14 protein-coding genes are annotated in these 21,810 nt (G+C 42.6%); 8 read left to right on the top strand and 6 right to left on the bottom strand.

Features of this window, described 5'->3' with window-relative positions; genetic code table 11:
* Window positions 1–41: 41 nt before the first annotated feature.
* Window positions 42–1,382, bottom strand: a complete 1,341-nt coding sequence (locus B5Y40_RS26415; RefSeq protein WP_245840810.1) for a DUF5690 family protein — start codon at window positions 1,380–1,382, stop codon at window positions 42–44.
* Window positions 1,327–2,175 carry a histidinol-phosphatase gene (locus tag B5Y40_RS26410; protein ID WP_079689855.1) on the bottom strand — a complete coding sequence of 283 codons (849 nt, stop codon included), beginning with the start codon at window positions 2,173–2,175 and terminating at the stop codon, window positions 1,327–1,329. Before B5Y40_RS26410 ends, B5Y40_RS26415 begins: the two co-directional genes overlap by 56 nt.
* Window positions 2,176–2,337: 162 nt before the next feature.
* Between B5Y40_RS26410 and B5Y40_RS26405 the strand changes: the two genes are divergently transcribed.
* A complete protein-coding gene (locus B5Y40_RS26405) occupies window positions 2,338–3,462 on the top strand; it encodes a TIGR03364 family FAD-dependent oxidoreductase (RefSeq protein ID WP_079689854.1) in 1,125 nt (374 codons plus the stop codon).
* 26 nt (window positions 3,463–3,488) lie between these two features.
* Here B5Y40_RS26405 and B5Y40_RS26400 read toward each other — a convergent pair whose 3' ends face one another.
* Window positions 3,489–4,064 carry a helix-turn-helix domain-containing protein gene (locus B5Y40_RS26400; protein ID WP_079689853.1) on the bottom strand — a complete coding sequence of 192 codons (576 nt, stop codon included), beginning with the start codon at window positions 4,062–4,064 and terminating at the stop codon, window positions 3,489–3,491.
* Between the two features lie 338 nt (window positions 4,065–4,402).
* On the opposite strand from B5Y40_RS26400, the gene B5Y40_RS26395 reads away from it, so the two are divergent.
* From B5Y40_RS26395 to B5Y40_RS26375, 5 genes are all read left to right on the top strand, one after another.
* Entirely contained in the window at window positions 4,403–7,720 is a 3,318-nt protein-coding gene (locus B5Y40_RS26395; protein ID WP_079689852.1) for a SusC/RagA family TonB-linked outer membrane protein, read from the top strand.
* A gap of 10 nt (window positions 7,721–7,730) precedes the next feature.
* Window positions 7,731–9,302 (top strand): SusD/RagB family nutrient-binding outer membrane lipoprotein, encoded by a 1,572-nt coding sequence (locus tag B5Y40_RS26390; RefSeq protein ID WP_079689851.1) that lies wholly within the window; start codon window positions 7,731–7,733, stop codon window positions 9,300–9,302.
* A 69-nt stretch (window positions 9,303–9,371) separates the two neighbouring features.
* On the top strand, window positions 9,372–10,331 hold the full coding sequence (locus B5Y40_RS26385; protein ID WP_079689850.1) for a metallophosphoesterase family protein: 960 nt from the start codon (window positions 9,372–9,374) through the stop codon (window positions 10,329–10,331).
* Window positions 10,332–10,380: 49 nt separating this feature from the next.
* Window positions 10,381–12,261: a metallophosphoesterase gene (locus B5Y40_RS26380; RefSeq protein WP_079689849.1), complete on the top strand. Its 1,881-nt coding sequence runs from the start codon at window positions 10,381–10,383 to the stop codon at window positions 12,259–12,261.
* An 89-nt stretch (window positions 12,262–12,350) separates the two neighbouring features.
* Window positions 12,351–13,472 carry an alkaline phosphatase family protein gene (locus tag B5Y40_RS26375; RefSeq protein ID WP_143785952.1) on the top strand — a complete coding sequence of 374 codons (1,122 nt, stop codon included), beginning with the start codon at window positions 12,351–12,353 and terminating at the stop codon, window positions 13,470–13,472.
* 32 nt (window positions 13,473–13,504) lie between these two features.
* Here B5Y40_RS26375 and B5Y40_RS26370 read toward each other — a convergent pair whose 3' ends face one another.
* Window positions 13,505–14,137, bottom strand: a complete 633-nt coding sequence (locus tag B5Y40_RS26370; protein WP_245840808.1) for a hypothetical protein — start codon at window positions 14,135–14,137, stop codon at window positions 13,505–13,507.
* 34 nt (window positions 14,138–14,171) lie between these two features.
* Entirely contained in the window at window positions 14,172–15,071 is a 900-nt protein-coding gene (locus B5Y40_RS26365; RefSeq protein ID WP_079689847.1) for a cyclase family protein, read from the bottom strand.
* Window positions 15,072–15,313: 242 nt separating this feature from the next.
* Here B5Y40_RS26365 and typA point away from each other — a divergent pair, with 242 nt between their 5' ends.
* Window positions 15,314–17,122, top strand: a complete 1,809-nt coding sequence (gene typA, locus B5Y40_RS26360; protein ID WP_079689846.1) for a translational GTPase TypA — start codon at window positions 15,314–15,316, stop codon at window positions 17,120–17,122.
* A 3-nt stretch (window positions 17,123–17,125) separates the two neighbouring features.
* Complete coding sequence (locus tag B5Y40_RS26355; protein WP_079689845.1) at window positions 17,126–17,974, top strand: tetratricopeptide repeat protein; 849 nt, start codon at window positions 17,126–17,128, stop codon at window positions 17,972–17,974.
* A gap of 191 nt (window positions 17,975–18,165) precedes the next feature.
* Here the strand turns inward: B5Y40_RS26355 and B5Y40_RS26350 are convergent, their stop codons facing one another.
* Window positions 18,166–21,603, bottom strand: a complete 3,438-nt coding sequence (locus B5Y40_RS26350) for a methylmalonyl-CoA mutase family protein (RefSeq protein WP_079689844.1) — start codon at window positions 21,601–21,603, stop codon at window positions 18,166–18,168.
* Window positions 21,604–21,810 lie beyond the last annotated feature (207 nt).

The raw sequence follows: 21,810 nt of genomic DNA, 5'->3' as shown, positions 1-21,810 counted from the left end.
ATGAAAATTTTTTAAAGGAAATTGATTTGTGAAAAGACGGCCTAACTTATTTCTTCTTTCTTCCATCGTTTGTGCTTATTGTGGAAGTAAAGCATGGAACCGCATATGAGCAGTGTGCCGGCAACGGAAATAATATACCCCGATGTAATGAACACTTCCACCCAGCTTAGCTTCGCGTAACCGAATTCCTTGAAAAGCAGAATACTCACACTGCCCAGGTAGCCGAAGGAATCCGCCACATACATAATGAAGCCTACAGTGCCTATATATTGAAAGGCCGCGATCAGGCGGTCGAAGAAGATGCTGTTGAAAGGAACGTATCCCATGTAAAGTCCAAGACCAATCAAGATCATCCAGGTCGTAGGACCAATCACATGCTGCTCAAAAAGAAGTGTGCTGATTCCGATCAATACCATACCGAGTGCAATGATTACATGGTTGATCATCAGTGCGAGTTTATTGTTTTTGATGATCATGATGCTTCCCATGATCATCAACACGGCAATGGAAACCGGTACCTCGGTTGTTGTAAAGATCTCGGGAGAGTTTCCATGGCCCAGTGTCTTCCATACTTCTGCTGAAAAGTTATCGCGGAAATCGCGAAAGATGGTGAGCAACATATAGCAGCATACAAACAGAATTATTCCAGGCAAAAATGTACGGATGAATTTTTTGCGTTCAGCAAGATCCATCGGTTGTCTTCGCGTTCGCAGCTGCTCATCGAGCGCAGACGGTGGCGGCACTTTATCGAGTAAGTATAAAAAGATCAGCAAGGGAACACTATAGATGCAACAGGCAACAAACGGCATCCAGGTTTCTGATACTGTCCAATCGCGAATGAGATAAGCTCCGGTAGAGCGGCAAAGTCCTGAAGAGAAAATAAAACTTACAGACAGAGCAGCACCCAGAACTTCGGTCATTCTCCTTCCTTCCAAATATCCGAACACCATGCCCCAGATCATGCCCAAGGGCAGGCCGTTGGTAAACAGGAATATTATATTATAGGGTGGAGGTATAAGCGCAAACAAAAACCAGGATATACCGGCTACCGATACAAGAATTACGATACCCACCGATCGCGAGTGCGCTTTTAATTCTGAAATAACTTTGATACCTATAAACTTCGACAGCCCATAACCTACCACTTGAAAAATTACCAGCCATACTTTATAACTTACTCCCCAGTAAAAAATTCCCTCGAAAGAGGCCGCGGCAAATGTTTTACGAAAGGCATAGACACAGGTATATAAGCAAAACGCTGCCAGCGAAGTATAGATCGTAAACCAGAACGCGTTGGTTTGCCGGAGCCATTGGGTTATAGGATGCTCACCGGACAATGATGCCATGTTCGTTGTAGGGGAAAGGTTGCCAGTGGCCTTCATGTAAAATAGTTAAGGTTTTAAAGCCGATTTTTTGGAGAAGCATGGCGGTATCCGAAAACTGATTGACCAGGTCATCAGGATGATGCGCATCGCTGCTCAACGTAACGGGTATAGCTTTTTGAAGTATATATTCCAGTATCCAGGGGCCGGGATATGTAGTTGCTGATTTCTTTTGATATAAGCCACGCGTGTTTACTTCGATGATGGCCCCGCTCGCGGCAATCGCATCAATGGTCTTTTTTACTTCCTGTTGATACCAGGCATCGCTTTCGCTGAATAGTTTTCCATCAACGTTCTGGATCTTAATTTTATCGAGATGGCCCACGACGGTAGGGCAGGCAGTTGCAACCATCTCTCGTGTCAGTTCATAATATCGCGTGAGCGTATCACGAATGTTATTGTTGAAGATCTTCTCATAGCCTTCCAGGAAGAATGCATGTGTGCCATCGATCTCCCAACGTGTTCCATCCGGAAGTTGTTCTACAAAATGAATGGACCCAACCGTATAGTCAAGCTTATCACGAAAATCATTTGGAGAAATTACTCCGGGTATAAAATCAATCTCCAAGCTGGTATATAGATCTACCGGAGATTTTTTCTTGAGATCACGCAACTCGTTCAAGTATGCATTCAGGTCTGCAGGCTTCATGCACCACTTATTGGCAAACGGCAATGGTGCATGCGATGAGATGCCGAGGCTGAGCATCTCCAGTTCTTCCGCTTTGCGGATATAGTCCTGTATAACACCTTTACCATCACAGTACGCATTGTGAGTATGAAAATTAGACCACATATACAGGTTTAGATTCGAAGTTTACAGTTAAATGTTGCAAGAAAAATATTAAAGCGCAACCTTAACAAAATGATAAACTTCGGGGCCGGTCTAAATCAATGTAAACGGCAACCTTTGAATGTGATAATAAATTTACTTTCACTATAAAGTATATTATACAGAATGGATCGTTCAGCAGACATCGCCATTGTTGGTGCCGGTATCGTAGGATTGGCACATGCGTACATGGCGCTTCGTAAAGGATATAGAGTTGTGTTGTTTGAACGCGAGCAGTTCGCGGTGGGCGCCTCGGTACGAAACTTTGGGTTGGTATGGCCGATCGGACAGGAGCCGGGTGTTGGTTTGAACCGTGCATTGCGTGCACGGCAGCATTGGCAAGAGGTGGCGGCACAGGCAGGCTTTTGGATCAAAACAAATGGTTCACTTCACGTTGCCTATCATGAAGATGAGTGGAATGTGCTGAATGAATTTATGGAACTCTATAAAGATGCAGCGTATCAATGTAGTTTGCTGAATGCATCACAAGTTATAGAGCGGTCGCCTGTAGTGCGCGCGAAAAATCTGTATGGCGGTTTATGGAGTGATACCGAGGGAACTGTATATGCACGTGAAGCTATTCGAAAAATTCCGTTGTGGTTGCAGGAGAAGTATGGATTGATTTTGAAATTCGGACACGTTGTAACGGAGATAGCAGTGCCACATATAAAGACTGCGCGTGAAAGCTGGCGTGCCGATAAGGTTTTTGTATGCAGCGGTGCTGACTTCGAAACGCTATACCCGGAAATATTCGATCAGCAGCCGGTAACAAAATGCAAGCTCCAAATGATGAAGGCAGTTACTGCCAAGCCAGTGAGCATAGGCCCTACGTTGTGTGCAGGGCTTACTCTACGACATTATGCGGCCTTTGCGGAATGTTCGTCTCTTGCAAAGCTTGATGAACGCTACGACCAGCAATCCGAAGATTTTAAAAAACATGGAGTACATGTGTTGCTCGCGCAAAATGAAGCAGGCGAGCTGATTATCGGTGACTCACATCACTATAGCCGCACGGTAGAGCCTTTTGATTCCGAGCATGTCAATGACGTTATTGTTGACTACCTCCGGTCATTTGTTGACCTGGGTGATTTCAGGATCACCGAACGCTGGCATGGTATATATCCGAAAGTGCAAGGCAATATAAGTCTTGTGATCGAACCCGAACCCAACGTTACCATCGTGAATGGACTCGGTGGTGCTGGAATGTCTTTAAGCTTTGGCCTTGCGGAAGAGTTAATGGATCGCTTATAGTATTCAATTTTTTACATATACTATATTTATTTTGCCAGAATAAAGTAAATCACCAGCATGATTACTTTCTTCCTGGAGTGATTTAGGGGTACATGTGGAATAGAAGCATCGAAATAGATCGAGTCGCCTTCTTCCAGTAAGATCACTTCATTATTAATCTGGTATTCACAGCTTCCGCTGAGTATATATTTGAATTCATACCCATCAGTAGTGGTTGGTTTTCCCTTTGCGCCTGGCTCAAGTGTGAGGAGTACGGCATCCATGCTACAGTTTGTTATGTTCTGCGAGAGTATAAATTGATAGTGAAAGCCTGACCTCCCTTCGCGTTCCAGTGGAGTACAGTCATCTTTCTTTACCAGCAAATAATCTTTACCATTGGTCAATACCATGTCGTGAAAGAATTCTTTCAAGGATATATCCAGTGATTGGATGATGCTGACAAAAACCGGAAGCGATGGGATTGTGCGTGAGTTCTCCACTTTAGACAAGAGTCCTTTACTGACGTTGGAGCGTGTGGCCAACTGTTGTATAGTGAGATTTTTTTCGAGCCGTGTAGCTCTTATTTTTTGCGCGATGCGCGATACAACTTCATTGTCGACCATTACTGTTATGTTTACTGATTGTAAACATAAAAAATAGCAGCGTACAGATAAGTGTACTAAAATCGCTGTTTGGCCTTGTTATACCAATGTTACGTCTATAAATGGTTTTCATCGGTTTGTTTCGGTGTTTCTTCTTTGTCAATAGTAAAATCGTTAATAGAAGATTCATCTGCTCATGCAAAGTTTAATTCATACGTAACGTTCCTCTAAACGCTACTTTAATTCTAATGCCAACCTTTGATTCGAATTAAGCCAGGTCTATATACTTATTACTATATATAAAAGTATAGTATAACGACCGTGCTTGCTGTGTATCAACAACCCTAACCCTTTCATCTATGAACAAATCTCTACTAAAGAATTCTGTTTCTTTAGGAAAAAGATCTGGCCGTGTACTGCTCGCGTTGGCAGCATGGCTTTTTGCCGTTTGTGCTTACGCACAAACTTCGGTGTCCGGGCGCATAACTTCTGGTGAAGATTCTTCACCACTGCCCGGAGTAAACATTCTTGTAAAAGGAACATCCGCAGGAACAATCTCAGATGCCGAAGGCCGGTATTCTGTCGCTGTCCCTTCTACTGATGCAACCCTTGTGTTTTCATTTGTAGGGTATATTTCGCAAGAAGTACCGTTGGCCGGCAGATCATCCGTTGATGTAGCGTTGGCTACCGATGCTACACAGTTATCGGAAGTAGTGGTAACAGCACTGGGTATTGAAAAGGACAAAGCAAAGGTAGGGTACGCTGTACAGGACGTAAAAGGTTCTGACCTTGTTAAAGCAAGGGAGCCTAACCCTATAAATTCGTTGGTAGGAAAAGTAGCGGGTTTAACAGTAGCTCCCTCAGCAGAACTTTTAGGTGCACCACAACTTTACCTGCGGGGTAAGAAACCTTTGTTTGTAGTAGACGGTGTACCGATACAATCTGATACCTGGAACATCAGCGCAGATGATATTGAAAATTATACCGTGTTGAAAGGCCCTGCAGCTTCTGCGCTATATGGTTCGCGTGGAATTTATGGTGCTATTCAAATTACTACCAAGCGTGGTTCAAAGGATAAGCGTGGCTTCTCCGTAGAGTTCAACTCCTCTACGATGGTAGAAAATGGTTTCCTTACAATACCAAAAGTGCAAAGTGAATATGGCCCTGGCGACCATGGTAAATATGCATTTGGCAATGGTAAAGGCGGAGGTAAAAATGATTCTGACTATGATATCTGGGGACCAAAATTCGAAGGACAGTTAATACCTCAGTATGATGGCGAGTATACTCCGGAAACCGAGTACACTACAACTTTTGCAGATGGAACAACCTATACCGGCAATATAAAACCTACTCCCTGGGTTGCCCGTGGTAAAGATAATTTACAGCGCTTTTTACAATCTGGTATTGTAGCAACGAATAATATAGCCGTATCAACATCAGGCGACAAATACGATCTTCGTTTTTCATACTCCCATAATTATCAGCGTGGACAAGTGCCTAATACTGATCTTAATGCTGACAACTTTAATATAGCAGCCGGTGTAGACCTGTCGCCCAAGATCAGGTTCGAGTCGAACATCAACTATAATCGTCAGTATACCAAGAATATTCCCGATGTGAATTATGGTCCTAACAGTATGATCTATAACATCATTATCTGGGGTGGTGCTGATTGGGATGTTGATGATATGAAGCAAGTTTGGCAACCTGGTAAAGAAGGTATACAACAAAGCTATGCGGAATATACCCGGTATAACAATCCCTGGTTTCTGGCGAATCATTGGTTAAGAGGACACTATAAGACGGATGTATATGGCTATATGTCACTGAAAGCAGAACTGACTCCGGGACTTGACTTGACGGCCCGTACACAGATCAACACGTATGATATTCTTCGCACAGAGAAATTCCCGTACTCGGCTACAGTATACGGACGTGAGCAGGCTAAAGGAGACTACCGCGAAGATCAGCGTCAGCTTTTTGAGAACAATACCGATCTCCTGTTAACGTTTAATAAAATTCTATCACCGGACTTCACGCTCAAAACATCTCTGGGTGCTAACCTGCGTACGTTTACCTATAAATCGAGCTATACTACTACAGACTATCTGAGCGTTCCGGGACTATATAACTTTACCAACTCATTAAATCCGATCCGCGCCTATAATTTTAATTCTACCATGCAGGTGGGTAGTGGTTACGGATATATAGACCTTGACTACCAGGATTTCATATCGCTGTCCCTTACGGGGAGGGTAGATAAGCATTCTACTTTACCAAAGGGTAACAATACGTTCTTTTATCCATCGGCTTCGTTGAGCGTTGTCCTTTCAGAAAAAATTGCACTGCCGGAGTTTATCTCCTTTCTCAAAGTAAGAGGTTCTTACGCACGTGTAGGAGGCGCTCTTACAACAGCTACGGTTGCACCGTCCTATAGCTACTCCGGTGATGGAGAAAGTCCGTTAGGATATGGTTCTGATTATTCTACACCTTACGATGGACCAAGCTTTGTAAATACAGAAGCTTATCGTGGAGGAAAACTCTTCAACAACATTCCAGGCGCATACTATAGCGATCTTCTGGCCAATAAAGATCTGGAACCATCTTTCAGTTCTACCTGGGAAACTGGTCTTGATATAAAATTTCTGCAGAATCGTTTAGGCTTAGATGTTGCGTATTTCCAGAGCCTGGACGGTCCGGGTATATTTAACAAGCAGATATCTGAAACGAGCGGATATACTACAATTGTATCTACCGGTATAAAAACACTTCGTAAAGGATGGGAAGTTACCGTTAGCGGAACACCTGTTCAGAATACAGAAGGCTTCTCGTGGAATGTAATGGTGAACGGATCAACCTATAAAGAGTTCCTGGAAGAAATAGCTCCGGGAATAGATCGCATCGAAGCAAGCTTCTTCAATGGAAGTGTAAACGGTAACAACAGTTTTATTTACAAAGGAGATCGCATCGATAAATATTATGCAGAAGTGTTTCTGAAAGATCAGCAAGGAAACCTGATCAATGATGACAGCGGAAGACCGATCGCAAATCCGATACCACAGTATATGGGTAATCTCAATCCGGACTTGGTGTGGGGTATCAATAACAAGTTTAACTATAAGAACATCAGTTTCAGTTTTCAGTTTGACGGACGCATTGGTGGTAAAGTCGTAGACTATATCCAGCGTCAGACGTATCGTGGTGGTCGCATTATTAATACAACCGAAGGTGCTATGGGCGAAGCGCGCTACTACGATTATCAGGGTGTGAAATCATGGATCGGCCCCGGTGTGAGCGTAGCGAATGGCAGTATAGAAACAGACGATCGTGGTAATATTACCAATTACGATGAGTTGCAGTTTACACAGAATACGACAACTACTTTCTTACAAGACTGGATTAGTCGTTATTATTCGAAGGAAGAAGCAAACCTGGTGAGCCGCTCATATGCTAAACTAAGAGAAGTTATAGTAACCTATAATTTCCCCTCTTCTGTACTGGAGAGAACATTCATCAGAAATGCATCCGTATCGCTTGTAGCACGTAATCTTCTGTACTTCGCAGAACGCAAGGATTTTGATATAGATCAGTATGGCAATAACCTTTCCGGTTATTCAACCTTGCAGACGCCAACAACAAGACGTTACGGTATAAACATTAACATCACTTTCTAATTCACGCATCATGAAAAATATACGATATTATATGGTGATTGCTTTCCTGGTAGTTTTTACACGATGCCAGGATTTTGAAGAGATCGAAAAGAACCCCAACCAGGCTACTACTGTTCCGCCTTCTCTTTTGCTAACGGGTATACAGAATGACATGCTCGAGCAGCCGTGGTCGCTTGAACACCGGTGGAATCAGTACTGGTGCTGTAACTATAATTACTATGGTAACAACGAATATAGCTGGACCAATGCTTCGCTTAAATTTCAAACGTTGAAGAATGTATTGAAGATGGAAGAAGAAGCGTTGAACACCGGAGCCAAAGCGCTTAATCCATATTCTGCACTTGGTAAATTCTTCAGAGCGTATTTCTATGTTAGCATGACAGAGCAGGTTGGCGATTTACCGTTGGAGGAATCGTTGCAAGGTCTTGATGATACTACACCGGTATATGCTACTCAAAAGGAAATATATATACAAGTATTGGAATGGCTGGAGAGCGCGAACAGCGATTTGGCTACCTTGATTGCAGCCGGTACACCACCACCTACATCACCACTCGGTGATATACTTTCAGGAGATATATATATGACCAATAGCCTGGAGTCATGGCAGAAGATTGTGAATTCATTTACGCTACGGGTATTGATCAGCTTGAGTAAAAAAGACAGTGATGCTGATCTTGATGTAAAGAATCGTTTCAATTCTATAGTTACAAACAACACTAAATACCCGTTACTGGGAAGCACGAGCGATAACCTGCAAATTTTTTACAACGGTTCTACCAGTCTGTATCCTTCCAACCCGGGTAGTAAAGGTTTTGATAAAGGCCGCTATAACATGGCGGAGACTTATGTAAAGACGCTGACGGATCTTGCAGACCCGCGCGTATTTGTAACCTGCAACCCTGCAGAAGCAAAACTAAAAGCGGGTATAGCGTTCGATAACTTTGGTGCATACATCGGAGCGAGTTCAGCAGAAAGTCTGGATGATATGTCTTCAAAAGCCGGGAAAGGTGAGTATTCATATGCTAATCAATTACGATACTATGGGACTTATAGCGGCCCTGAACCAGCCTTGATGCTAGGCTATGTTGAACAATGCTTTACAATAGCAGAAGGGATCAACAGAGGTTGGACTTCAGGTGATGCAGAGTCATTTTACGAAAATGGTATTATTGCTTCTATGGATTTATACGGTATCAAAGACGGATCGTCTTTGAAAGTTACAAATGCAGATGATGTTGTACTCGGCGAAGTGACACCATCTGTTACAAATTATATGAACAGTACGGCTGTAAAATATGCTGGTAACAATGCCGCAGGTCTTGAGCAGATACTGACTCAAAAGTATATTGCATTTTTTCAGAACTCCGGATTGGAAGCATACTATAATCAACGGAGAACCGATATACCGGAATTCAGAGAAGGAACCGGAACGGGTAACAATGGAGTGATTCCAAAACGATGGCTATATCCGAGTGCAGAGGAAACCACGAACAACGAAAATCTCAGCAAAGCAATTGAAAGTCAGTTTGGCTCCATGGGCGACAGCAGGAATGCCGAAATATATATTATAAAAGATTAACTTGAGAAACACACCCGGAGTACTGCTTCGGGTGTTTCTCTTAACTAAAAAAAATAATTGTACGACCCAATGGCAAACCGGAGAGACTTTATTAAAAAAACAGCACTCGCTGGTATGGTTACCAGTATCATCCCTTCATGGTTAAGTGCAAAAGCTGTAGATGCACCGCTAGGTAAAAATAAAAAGCGTGCGCTTCGTATAGCACATATTACAGATGTACACATGCTTGATCGTGCAAACGCAGAAACATGTCTGGCGCGTGTGCTTCGTGAGATTAACAAAATGAAGGACAAGCCTGAGTTGATTATCAACACCGGTGACACGGTGATGGATGAGAACAAGCAGACGGTGGAAACAGTAGAAACTCGTTGGGCTTCCTGGAATAAAGTTGCTAAAGTTGAAAACGGTCTTCCTTTATATAGTGCAATTGGTAATCACGATGTATGGTATGGCCCCGATGAGACATTGGATGCTGCCTATAAAAAAGATAAGCGCTACGGAAAGCAATGGGTTATTTCTGAATTGAAGTTGCCAAACCGGTATTATGCGTTTGAAAAAAATGGCTGGAAATTTATAGCGCTCGACAGCATCAACGGCGATCATGGTTATCAACTGGATCAAGAGCAATTCACATGGCTGGAAAAAGAGTTGAGTAAAAATCCTGCGATGCCAGTATGTATTTTTAATCACGTTCCGATTCTTTCGATGGGCGCGTTGTTATACTATACTAAGAGAAAACCGCTTGAAGAAGTAAAATTCCCGTCAGGCGATATGCATGACGATCACCAGCGTATCAAAGATCTTTTTTTTAAGAACAAGCAGGTTAAGATGGCGCTAAGCGGACATGTACATTATGTTGACGCTGTTGAGTATCTGGGCGTAAAATATCTTTGCAACGGAGCTGTATCGGGTAACTGGTGGGGCAATCCGTTGGCGCTCGATGAATTCGCACCGGTATATGCGATCATTGATCTCTATGAAGATGGATCGTCCGATTATAGCCTGGTATACTATGATTCAAAAGTATAGTTCATAAGTATATCTCTTAAAGTTTAATTCTCTACCTGAATTTGATTTCATGTTAATTTTTCGGCTGCATCTCCCCGTAGCGATACGCCTGGTGATGTTGGGTAGTATTGTTTTGCTTTTGAATATAGACGTGAAAGCACAGGAGTGGTGGTTCTGGCCTAAATATACTCTGGGACAGAAAGCTGAGAACTATCCCGGTAATCGCATAGACGAGCCAATTTCATTTAAGCCGTTGGTAAGCACAGAGACCGTACCACTCATCTTTTACGGTGAAGAGCCTAAGGAAAGACGTGAGGATTTTGTAGATATAGGCAAGCTATCCAAGGGAAACTTCTCGGTTGAGTTGTGGGTTGTCAATCACGTCAATCAACCGGTGGGTGTTTTATCGGCCGTTAAGAGTAAATATGGAAGTGAATCGCCTTCGTGGTTGTTGGGTATATATGATCGTAATATTCTCTTTAGTCTTTCTACAGAAGATAACCCATTCTCAAACTTATTAAGCTACGATATAAAATCAGGCGGCTGGAAGCAATACTGGTATCACATCGTGGCCACCTTTGATGGCAGCACCATGTCGCTCTATGTAAATGGTGAACTTGTGAACTCCATGAAAACAGCAAAACGTAAAGACTATAAAGATTATCAGTTAGAAGTAGCATCGTACACCCACAACGAGCCTTACATGGACCTGGGTAATTTACTGAAGATGATGCGGCTCTCGGACAGAGCACTGTCCAAAGATGAAATCATGAAGCGATTTGAGGCGTTAAAAACGATGGTAGTGGAAGGAAAGCTTTTTCCGAATACATTTCATTTCAATGCAGGTCCGTATTTGAACAACGCTACTACCTCTTCAATAGATATAGTATGGGAAACGGACCGTCCGGCAGACTTTGTTATTGAATATGGACAGCAAGTGCCCATGGATAAGAAGATTGACCTGAATACACAAACTATAAATAGAGAAAATATAGCTGCTAAAGAGAGTAATATTTATTCCGTAAAGCTTGACAACCTGGATCCTGAAACGCCTTATTTCTATACTATAAAAGCAAAGGCACGCGATGGTTCAGTAATGGAATCGGGCATACTCACTTTCTCAACGGCAGTGAAAGAAAACAGTTCGTATGCATTTGCTGTGATAGGGGACACAGAAGCGAGACCTCATATAAATGATCGTGTTTGTAAGATGGTATGGGAAGAACGTCCTAATTTTTTAATGCTTGTAGGCGACCTTACCGATGGAGGAAATGAAGATCACAAGTTTGAATGGAATTATGAATACTTTCAAGGCGTCACACAACTCGCTTCGCGTGTGCCTGTCTTTCCGGTGGCAGGCAATGGTGAAGAAGATCTATACTGGTATGATCAGTATCACGTTCTGCCAGAACCCGAAGGATACTATTCATACACGTATGGTAACGCTGAATTTTTTATGCTAAACAGTAATCGTCCGGAAGAATTCGCTCCCGGAGGGAAACAGTATATATGGCTGGAAGAGCAGTTAAAAAAATCTACAGCCATCTGGAAATTTGTTGCGCATCATCACGCTCCGTATTCTGCAGATGAAGATGATTATGGTAATGCCTGGCGTGGTAAAGGAGATTTGGGAGATAAAGCCATTCGCAAGATCGTTCCCCTATATGAAAAGTATAATGTTAACATGGTTTTCTTTGGGCATTTGCATACGTATCAACGAACGTTGCCCATCCGGAATAATATAATTGATAAACAGAATGGGGTGATTTATGTACAAGGCGGCGGTGGAGGCGGAAACCTCGAGGATTTTGCGCCATCACGCGCGTGGTTCAGTGCCAAAACATATAGGGGCCATCACTATTTTATGGTGACAGTTCATGGCAACGAACTCAATTTTAAAATGTACGATACGGAAGGAAGACTCAAAGATTACCTGGACTTGAAAAAATAGTACCCTTCTTCATTTTGCCGTGATCATTATCTAACACAGGTATAAATCTATACTAATCATCAAGTAATACTGTTGTTGCATCTTCGGACATGTTTAAAAGATTTTTTCAACTATGTCTGGTGGGTTGTTGCTCCTGTGTCTTTGCGCAGGAGCGCCAGACAGAGAATGTCATCTTGCTAACATTGGATGGTTTCCGTTGGACAGAATTATTTGAAGGTGCAGATTCATCTCTTTTGTATAACAAAGAGTTTGTAAAGGATAAAAAAGTTGTGGAGCAGTTTTGGGATAGCTCATACGTTGTGCGGAGAGAAAAACTCTTGCCATTCTTCTGGAGTGTTATCGGCAATGAAGGCCAGCTGTATGGAAATCGTAATCTTGGTAATCGTGTCAATTGCGCTAATCCGTATTGGTTCTCATATCCCGGCTATAGCGAAATGCTGGTCGGTTTTGTAGACAAGCGTATCCGGTCAAATAACAAAATCGAGAATCCCAATTATACCGTGCTTAACTATATAGATGAGCAACCTGCATTTAAGGGAAGCGTAGCGGTGTTCTCTACATGGGATGTTATACCTGCCGTTGTACGGGAGCAGTCTTCCGGTATATATGTAAATGGTGGAGAGGAAGCAGCCACAGCCGATTCACTTTCCGCGCAGGAAAATCTTTTAAATGATTTGCAACGCGTAGTGAAGAATCCTTATGGCGATCGATACGATGCATTCACATTTCAATATGCATTCGAGTATCTGAAACGGGCGCGTCCACATATACTCTTTATCAGCCTGGATGAAACCGATGAACACGGGCATGGTGGACGTTATGATGAATACCTGAAAGCTGCGCACCGTACGGATGAGATGATTGCACGACTGTGGGAATGGATTCAGTCACAACAAGATTATAAGGACAAAACGACTCTGCTCATAACCACCGATCATGGTCGCGGCACTGCAGGAAAGAAAGGATGGAAGAATCATGGCCGTTTAATAACAGGCTCCAGTCAGATGTGGTTTGCAGTGATAGGTCCGGATACTCCTCCATTGGGAGAAATGAAAAATGAAGCGCAATATTTTCAGAAGCAGGCGGCAAAAACTATAGCAGCATTTCTGGGAGTTGTATATCAGAATGAAGAACCGGTGGGAGAGGTGATTGAAAGAATGTTTACTCCAAACTTACTTAGCGATAGTCAATTGCCCGGTCACCATCGGTGATCAGGCAATTGATATATACATATACTTCGGCTTTAATACGGACTCTTTTCAAGTTTAGTGCCTTCCGGCAGTGTAAACAGTTTGGCATCGAGCGACATTGGCTTTACTTCTGTTGCTATACTTTCCAGAATGAACTGCGGAGTTTCAATACTCATTTTTAGAGGCAACGCTTGCGCCCGGGATATATACTCATAAAAATTCTCGTATTTTAAGTTAGCGAATGGCTTAGGGTCAACCTTGAGTTTTGTGCTATAATAATACCTCTGAACTCCGGATTTACAATGGAGTGTTATTTCATCACAGGAATGTCCCAACACTACAACGGCATTTTTCTTGGTCTCAACTTTGATCAGTTCATCGGAATTGGTGGAGGCATCAATCCACAACAGCGCTTCAGAATTTGCAATTTTGTTATACAACTTATTATCCTTTGGAATATAGATTTGCCATTGAAAAAATGTTCCGTTCGTGTTGATTTTATACTGGGAGCCTTTTATGAAATAATCTTGTGTGGTTCCCATCATAGCATTGAACTGCTCATCCGTAACATTTGGAAGTTTACTTTTATATTTATTTTGGTAACTAATTTTTCCTTCAAACGACTGCGCGGATGCTGCGGCAACCACGAAGAAAAATGCAAACAGAATATATAGTTTCTTGATCATAAGTATATATTTTAAGTTGATGATGATGGAATTCTCAAGCTATACTATTCAGCTTTGCCATAGCCCGCACCGGAAATGTACCGACTCCTTTGAATTTCGGAGGCACTGCACTGAATGTAAAACCATCTGCAGGCAACAGCGATAGATTACACAAGTGCTCTACAATGAGTATATCTGCCCCTAATAATGTAGTGTGTACCGGTCGCGTTTTTCCTCGGGTATCATCGATGTTGTGCGAATCAATCCCAACAAGCTTTACGTGACAATCGCGCAAATATGCTGCTGCCTCTTTTGTTACGAAGGGATGATTCTCGTAGTATAATTCTGTGTTCCAATGTGCATCGCCCCAGCCTGTATGGATGAGTACTGCACGATTTCTGATTTCATGATTTTTCAAATGATCAACCGTAACTGCTAGTGTTTCCTTGAAGGGTACACGAATGACAATGGCGGGGAGATCAGCGAAAGCTTCCAATGCTACTTCTGAAAGATCTTTCCCATTTTCAAATCGGTGAAACGGACAATCTATATATGTACCTGTATTCGTCACCATTTCAATTTTGCCAATCTGAAATTGCGCGCCTTCTTCATAGAATTTTTTGGAGTCTTCACGGCTCAGATAATCGCAGACGATAGGAGCAGGGAGTCCTTTATAGGTAACAAGTCCATGTTCAATAGTATGACTGAGATCTACAAATAGACTTTTACCTGCATTCTCGTTGAAGGGCTTTCGTTTATGAGCCTCAGAGATTATTTCTTTATTGAGAATTTTGGTTTCGCCCACCATCAGCAGGCGCATATCATCAACCAAATAGTCGGCAAGTTCCTTGTCCGTAATGTCATCTCCGGCAATATCCAATCGGAAATCTTCGCCTTTTATGCCGCCTCCGTTCGTGAAATAAATCTCGAAATCAAATTTAACGCGCTTCGTCATTTTCTTTTTGAAAAAAATTGTGATCAGTAATTATAGTAAGCCGAATCGGATTTGGCCTTATAATGTTTCATTTAGAGCGAAAATACCTTCACTGATGGTAAGCTTTCGCGTAGATTATAACTCATGTTTCTGTGAATTACCATGTTAAAATTAAAACAGTTGTGAAAGAGGCGTGGAGAGTGCAGTAAAAAAGGCTATCTTTGCGCCTCAATTCAAGAAAAAAAAGAGGAATTTGACGATTTATGGACGTTAACAAGATCAGGAACATCGCGATTATTGCCCACGTAGACCACGGTAAGACCACTTTGGTGGATAAACTTCTTATGGCAGGTAAACTTTTTAAAGACCATGAGACCCCAGGTGAGCTGATCATGGACAGCAACGACCTGGAACGTGAGCGTGGTATCACTATTCTTGCCAAGAACGTATCCGTTCGTTACAAAGATTACAAGATCAACGTTATTGATACACCCGGTCACAGTGACTTTGGAGGAGAAGTAGAACGCGTACTCAACATGGCCGATGGCTGTTTGTTGTTGGTGGATGCGTTTGAAGGTCCAATGCCACAGACTCGCTTCGTATTACAGAAAGCGTTACAACTTGGCTTAAAACCAATTCTGGTTATTAATAAAGTAGATAAGCAAAACTGTACCCCTGATGAAGTGCATGAGCAGGTATTTGAACTTATGTTTGCCCTGGATGCTAACGAAGATCAGCTGAACTTTCCTACATTCTATGGTTCTGCCAAGAATGGCTGGATGAGTACAGATTGGAAAACTCCTACCGACAGCATTACGCCATTATTGGAAGGTGTCATACAATATATTCCCGAACCGAAAATTGATCACGGAACAACCCAGATGATGATTACATCACTGGAGTACTCTGCATACATCGGTCGTGTGGCCATCGGACGTGTACAACGCGGAACAGTAAAACCTGGTCAGCAGATAGTGCTGGTAAAACGCGATGGAGCAATCGTGAAAACTCGTATCAAAGAAGTTTACGTGTTCGAAGGATTTGAAAAGAAAAAAGTAGAAGAAGTAAATGCCGGTGAGATTTGTGCATTGGTAGGACTTGAAGGTTTTGACATCGGTGATACCGTTGCAGATCCAGAAAAGCCAGAAGCATTGAAAGCCATCGCCATTGATGAGCCAACAATGAGTATGCTCTTCACGATTAACAACTCGCCTTTTTATGCTAAAGAAGGAAAGTTTGTTACTTCCCGTCACATCAGAGAGCGTCTTGAAAAAGAATTGGAAAAGAACCTTGCCCTTCGATTGGGTGAAACCGGTTCGGCGGATAGTTTCATGGTATTCGGACGTGGTGTTCTTCACTTGTCTGTATTGATCGAGACTATGCGCCGCGAAGGATATGAACTTCAGATCGGTCAGCCGCAGGTAATTTTCCGTGAAATTGACGGTGTTAAATGTGAACCTGTTGAAGAATTAACAATCGACTTGCCAGAAGTTGTTGCCGGAAAGGCAATTGAAACAGTATCGATGCGTAAAGGTGAGATGCTGAATATGGAACCGAAGGCAGATCGTATGATTTTGAAATTCCTGATTCCTTCAAGAGGTATAATGGGATTGAGAAATTACCTGTTGAACGTAACGGCTGGTGAAGCTGTGGTAACACACCGTTTCAAAGAATATCAACCATACAAAGGTGAAATTCCTGGTCGTATCAACGGATCGTTGATCGTAATGGAGCAAGGTGAAGCGATCGCTTACAGCTTGCACAACTTACAGGATCGTGGTAAATTCTTTATCAACCCAGGTGAAGCTGTTTACGAAGGTCAGGTAATTGGAGAACATAGCCGTAGTGGTGACTTGGTGATCAACGTTACTAAAACCAAGAAGCTAACCAACATGCGTGCTTCAGGTTCTGACGAGAAAATGAAAATTGCTCCTCCATTGAAACATACTTTGGAAGAAGCATTGGAATATATTCAGTCAGATGAGTATGTAGAAGTGACACCTAAATCTATTCGTTTACGTAAGATCTATTTAAATGAGACGGATCGTAAACGCTTTGGAAAACAGTCATAACGAATGAGTAATAAAATATCTAGACTCATCACCATACTTCTGGTGATGAGTTCTTTTTTTGTAGCGGGTCAAGGCAAAGCAAACGAGGCAGTAGCCTGGGAAACGTATGCCGATACACTCGTATCACAGGAGAAATTTGCTGATGCGATTAAGCTATATGATAAGATCATTGATAAATCAAAACTCAAGACAGATGAAGATTATCGCGTACTCTATAAGCGGGCTTACGCGTATTATGGTATGCAAGATTTTGAAAAATCGCTTCGTGATGTAAATCAATACCTGGAGCGTGTGCCGGATCAACAGGCTAAGTTACTACGTATATATATCAACCAGGAACTTGGTGATCATACAGCACAGCTTGCGGATCTAAATGAATTCATCGAACAAAGTCCTGGTAATCCCGAGTTGATCCGCTGGAGAGCATCTGTACTAATGGATGCCGGTGAGTATAAAAAGGCTCAATCCGATCTTCGTGCTTTACTGCAACAACAGCCGAACCCGGAAATAGAATCATTCCTTGGACTGACGTACTACTATCAAAACAACCCGGACAGTGCATTGATCGTATTCGATCGTGTCATTGCTCAACAACCATCCTTTGTACAACCCTACCTCTATGCGGGATCGTTATGCCTCGAACAAGGAGCGTATGCGTTGTCCCTACAGTATATTAATAAAGGACTGAAGTATGAACCCGCCAATGCTACGCTGTTATTTTACAAAGGTGCAGCGCTTGTAGAAATAGAGGGACAGCAAGATGAAGGTTGCAGTTGTCTTAGAAAAGCTTTTAACGCAGGTTTTGATGACGCTGCTGATTACCTGAAAGAGTATTGCTACGGAGCGGAGTGAAGTGCTTGATAGCTATATGTAGCTGGTTTTTATCTCCCGCAGACTTCGCAGATTAACGCAGAAAATGCACCTATATATAGGTGCATTTTTCTTTCTGTAGAGCATCCAGAGGTTGAGGCGAAGATAAAATTGCATTTAAAATCTGCGTCTATCTGCGAAGTCTGCGGGAGAATGTATTTAATCGAGCGGACTTACATGTTCCGTCTATACTGCCCACCTACCTCGAACAACGCTTTCGTGATCTGTCCAAGTGAGCAAACCTTTGTAGCTTCCATGAGTTCCTCAAATATATTCTTGTTTTGAATGGCAGCTTGTTGTACGCGCTCCAATGCCTGCGAAGACTTCGTATGCTGGAATGATTGCAATGTGCGCAGCATCTTAATCTGATACTCCTTCTCTTCCGTAGTGGCGCGAATTACTTCCCGCGGAATTATAGTAGGCGATCCTTTTGAACTTAGAAATGTATTCACGCCAATGATCGGATATTCGCCTGTATGCTTTAGTGTTTCATAATATAGGCTCTCCTCCTGTATCTTGCCACGTTGGTACATGGTTTCCATTGCTCCTAGCACACCACCACGTTCCGTGATCCGATCAAACTCGGTGAGCACTGCTTCTTCGACAAGGTCTGTTAGTTCTTCTATAATGAAAGATCCCTGCAAAGGATTTTCATTCTTCGCTAGTCCTAATTCTTTGTTGATGATCAGTTGTATCGCCATCGCCCTGCGTACACTTTCTTCTGTTGGTGTAGTGATGGCTTCATCGTAAGCATTTGTGTGTAGCGAATTGCAGTTGTCGTAAATCGCATAAAGCGCCTGCAGCGTAGTACGGATATCATTAAAATCTATTTCCTGTGCGTGCAACGAGCGTCCCGAAGTCTGTATATGATATTTCAACATCTGCGAGCGTGCATTCGCACCGTATTTATTCTTCATAGCCTTCGCCCACAACCTTCTGGCTACACGTCCGATCACTGCATATTCCGGATCTATACCATTGCTGAAGAAGAACGAAAGATTGGGAGCGAAATCGTTGATGTTCATTCCACGGCTCAGGTAATATTCCACATACGTGAAACCATTCGCCAATGTAAATGCTAATTGTGTGATCGGGTTTGCGCCTGCTTCTGCAATGTGATATCCAGATATAGATACCGAATAGAAATTACGTACATTCTGATCGATGAAATATTGTTGTACATCTCCCATGAGACGTAACGCAAATTCAGTGGAGAATATACATGTATTCTGCGCCTGATCTTCTTTGAGTATATCAGCCTGTACAGTACCTCGTACTTGTGATAGTGTGTCTGCTTTGATTTTAGTATATACTTCCGTTGGCAAAACCTGGTTGCCTGTAACGCCAAGCAACATCAAACCTAATCCATCGTTGCCCTTCGGTAGTGGTCCCTGGTAGGCAGGGTGTTCACCTTCATGGCCTTTGTAAATTTCACGGATCGTATTCTTTACCTCATCCTCCAGACCGTTTTTCTTAATATATATTTCGCACTGCTGATCAATTGCTGCATTCATGAAATAGCCAAGCAACATCGGAGCCGGACCATTGATTGTCATGGAAACAGATGTCTTCGGATCAGCAAGGTTAAAACCACTATATAATTTTTTGGCATCATCGAGACAACAGATACTTACCCCGGAGTTTCCAATTTTGCCATATATATCCGGACGATAATCCGGATCGTTACCATAAAGAGTAACTGAATCGAATGCAGTCGATAAGCGTTTTGCAGGCATAGCCATGCTTACATAATGAAATCTCCGGTTCGTTCTTTCAGGTCCGCCTTCACCTGCAAACATACGGGTAGGATCTTCACCTTCGCGTTTGAAGGGATATATACCTGCAGTATAGGGAAACTCTCCGGGTACATTCTCCTGTAAACTCCATTGTAACAATTCGCCCCACGCTTCATACTTTGGAAGCGATACCTTCGGAATTTGCAAATGAGAAAGAGATTCAGAATGCGTTTGTATACCGATCTCTTTATCCCGCACCTTGAATTTGAAAAGTGGCTCTTTATACTGCTGCACCTTTTGTTTCCATTCATCAATTAATTTATAGTTCTTCGGATCAAGTTCGAGCTTCAATTTTTCGTATTGCTCTTGAAGTCCTTTAATGATGCGATCTTTATCGTCTAACGATGATTGCTGAAGCGTTTGAATAGATAGTGCTATAGCATATAGTTTCTGCGCTATACCAGCCTGCTCTTTCACCCAGCCATCAAAACTACGATTGCTCTCCGAGATCTCGCTGAGATAACGTGTTCGGTGGGGAGGAATCACAAAGATCTTCTCCGACATTTCCCGGGTGATTTCAAAAGTAGATTTCAAAGAGGCGCCTGTCTTCGCTACAATGGTATCAAGTATATGTTTATAAAGTTGATTTGTACCTGGATCATTAAACTGCGAAGCAATGGTGCCAAACACCGGCATGTCTTCTACCTTACTATTCCACAGTTGATGATTTCTCTGATATTGTTTCTTTACGTCGCGTAATGCGTCCAATGCACCGCGCTTGTCGAATTTGTTCAAAGCAATAACATCAGCAAAATCGAGCATGTCGATTTTCTCAAGCTGTGTTGCAGCACCGTATTCCGGAGTCATTACATATAGTGATGCATCACTATGGTCAAGAATCTCCGTGTCACTTTGCCCTATACCGGAAGTCTCAAGAATGATCAGATCATACCCTGCAGCCTTCAGCACTTGTATAGCTTCCTTCACGTAGGCAGAGAGCGCAAGATTACTTTGTCGTGTAGCCAGTGAGCGCATGAACACCCGTGAATTATTAATCGCATTCATACGGATACGATCACCAAGTAAAGCGCCTCCGGTTTTTCGTTTGGAAGGATCAACGGAAACTATACCTATAGTCTTGTCTTTAAAATCAATCAGGAATCTTCGCACCAGTTCGTCCACCATGGAAGATTTACCCGCTCCACCTGTACCAGTTATACCAAGGATCGGTGCCTTTGATTCAGACGCTTTTTTCTTGACCTGCTCAAAAACATCTTTATGCTTGTCATAATAATTTTCAGCAGCAGAAATAAGCTGTGCTATAGGAAGATGATTTTTAGTATTGAGCTGTGTTATATCCTGAATTACTTCAAGACCGGTAGGATAATCACTTTGCTCCACCAAGTCGTTGATCATTCCTTGTAAGCCCAATGCACGTCCATCATCCGGAGAGTATATCCGTGTGATACCATGCTCCATCAGTTCTTTTATTTCGTCAGGAAGAATTACACCACCACCACCACCAAAGATTTTGATATGGCCGGCACCTTTTTCAACGAGCAGATCATGCATATACTTGAAGTATTCATTGTGCCCGCCCTGGTAGCTCGTCATCGCTATAGCTTGTGCATCTTCTTGTATTGCAGTGTTCACCACTTCTTCAACACTGCGGTCGTGGCCCAGGTGAATTACTTCACAACCTGTTGCCTGTATAATTCTGCGCATGATGTTAATGGCAGCATCATGTCCATCAAATAAACTGGCAGCTGTTACAATCCTCACTTTGTTCTTGGGCCGATACGGCTCGGGTGCAACATGTCCGCTCAGGGACGGTTTGTGATCGGTTTTAGAAGATGAAATTGTCTCCGTACTCATTTGCAATGGAATTCAATTGCCAAAAATACACAGAAGCGCGATAATCCCTAACAGTTATTAGGAGAACCTTGACTGGTTCATTTCTTGTAACCATTGTGTATTCTTTAAGTATTCTTACAATACGTGGGGCGGGAGGAGTAGGTGCTAAGGAAGACAAGAATACCAAGGCCACGTGCAACTTTAAATGTAAAAGCTTCATCTGATCAT

The sequence above is a fragment of the Ohtaekwangia koreensis genome, assembly GCF_900167975.1.
GTDB classification, from domain to species: Bacteria; Bacteroidota; Bacteroidia; order Cytophagales; family Cyclobacteriaceae; genus Ohtaekwangia; species Ohtaekwangia koreensis.
Note: the sequence above shows the minus strand (reverse complement) of the source record. Positions and strands in the feature narration are given on the sequence as shown.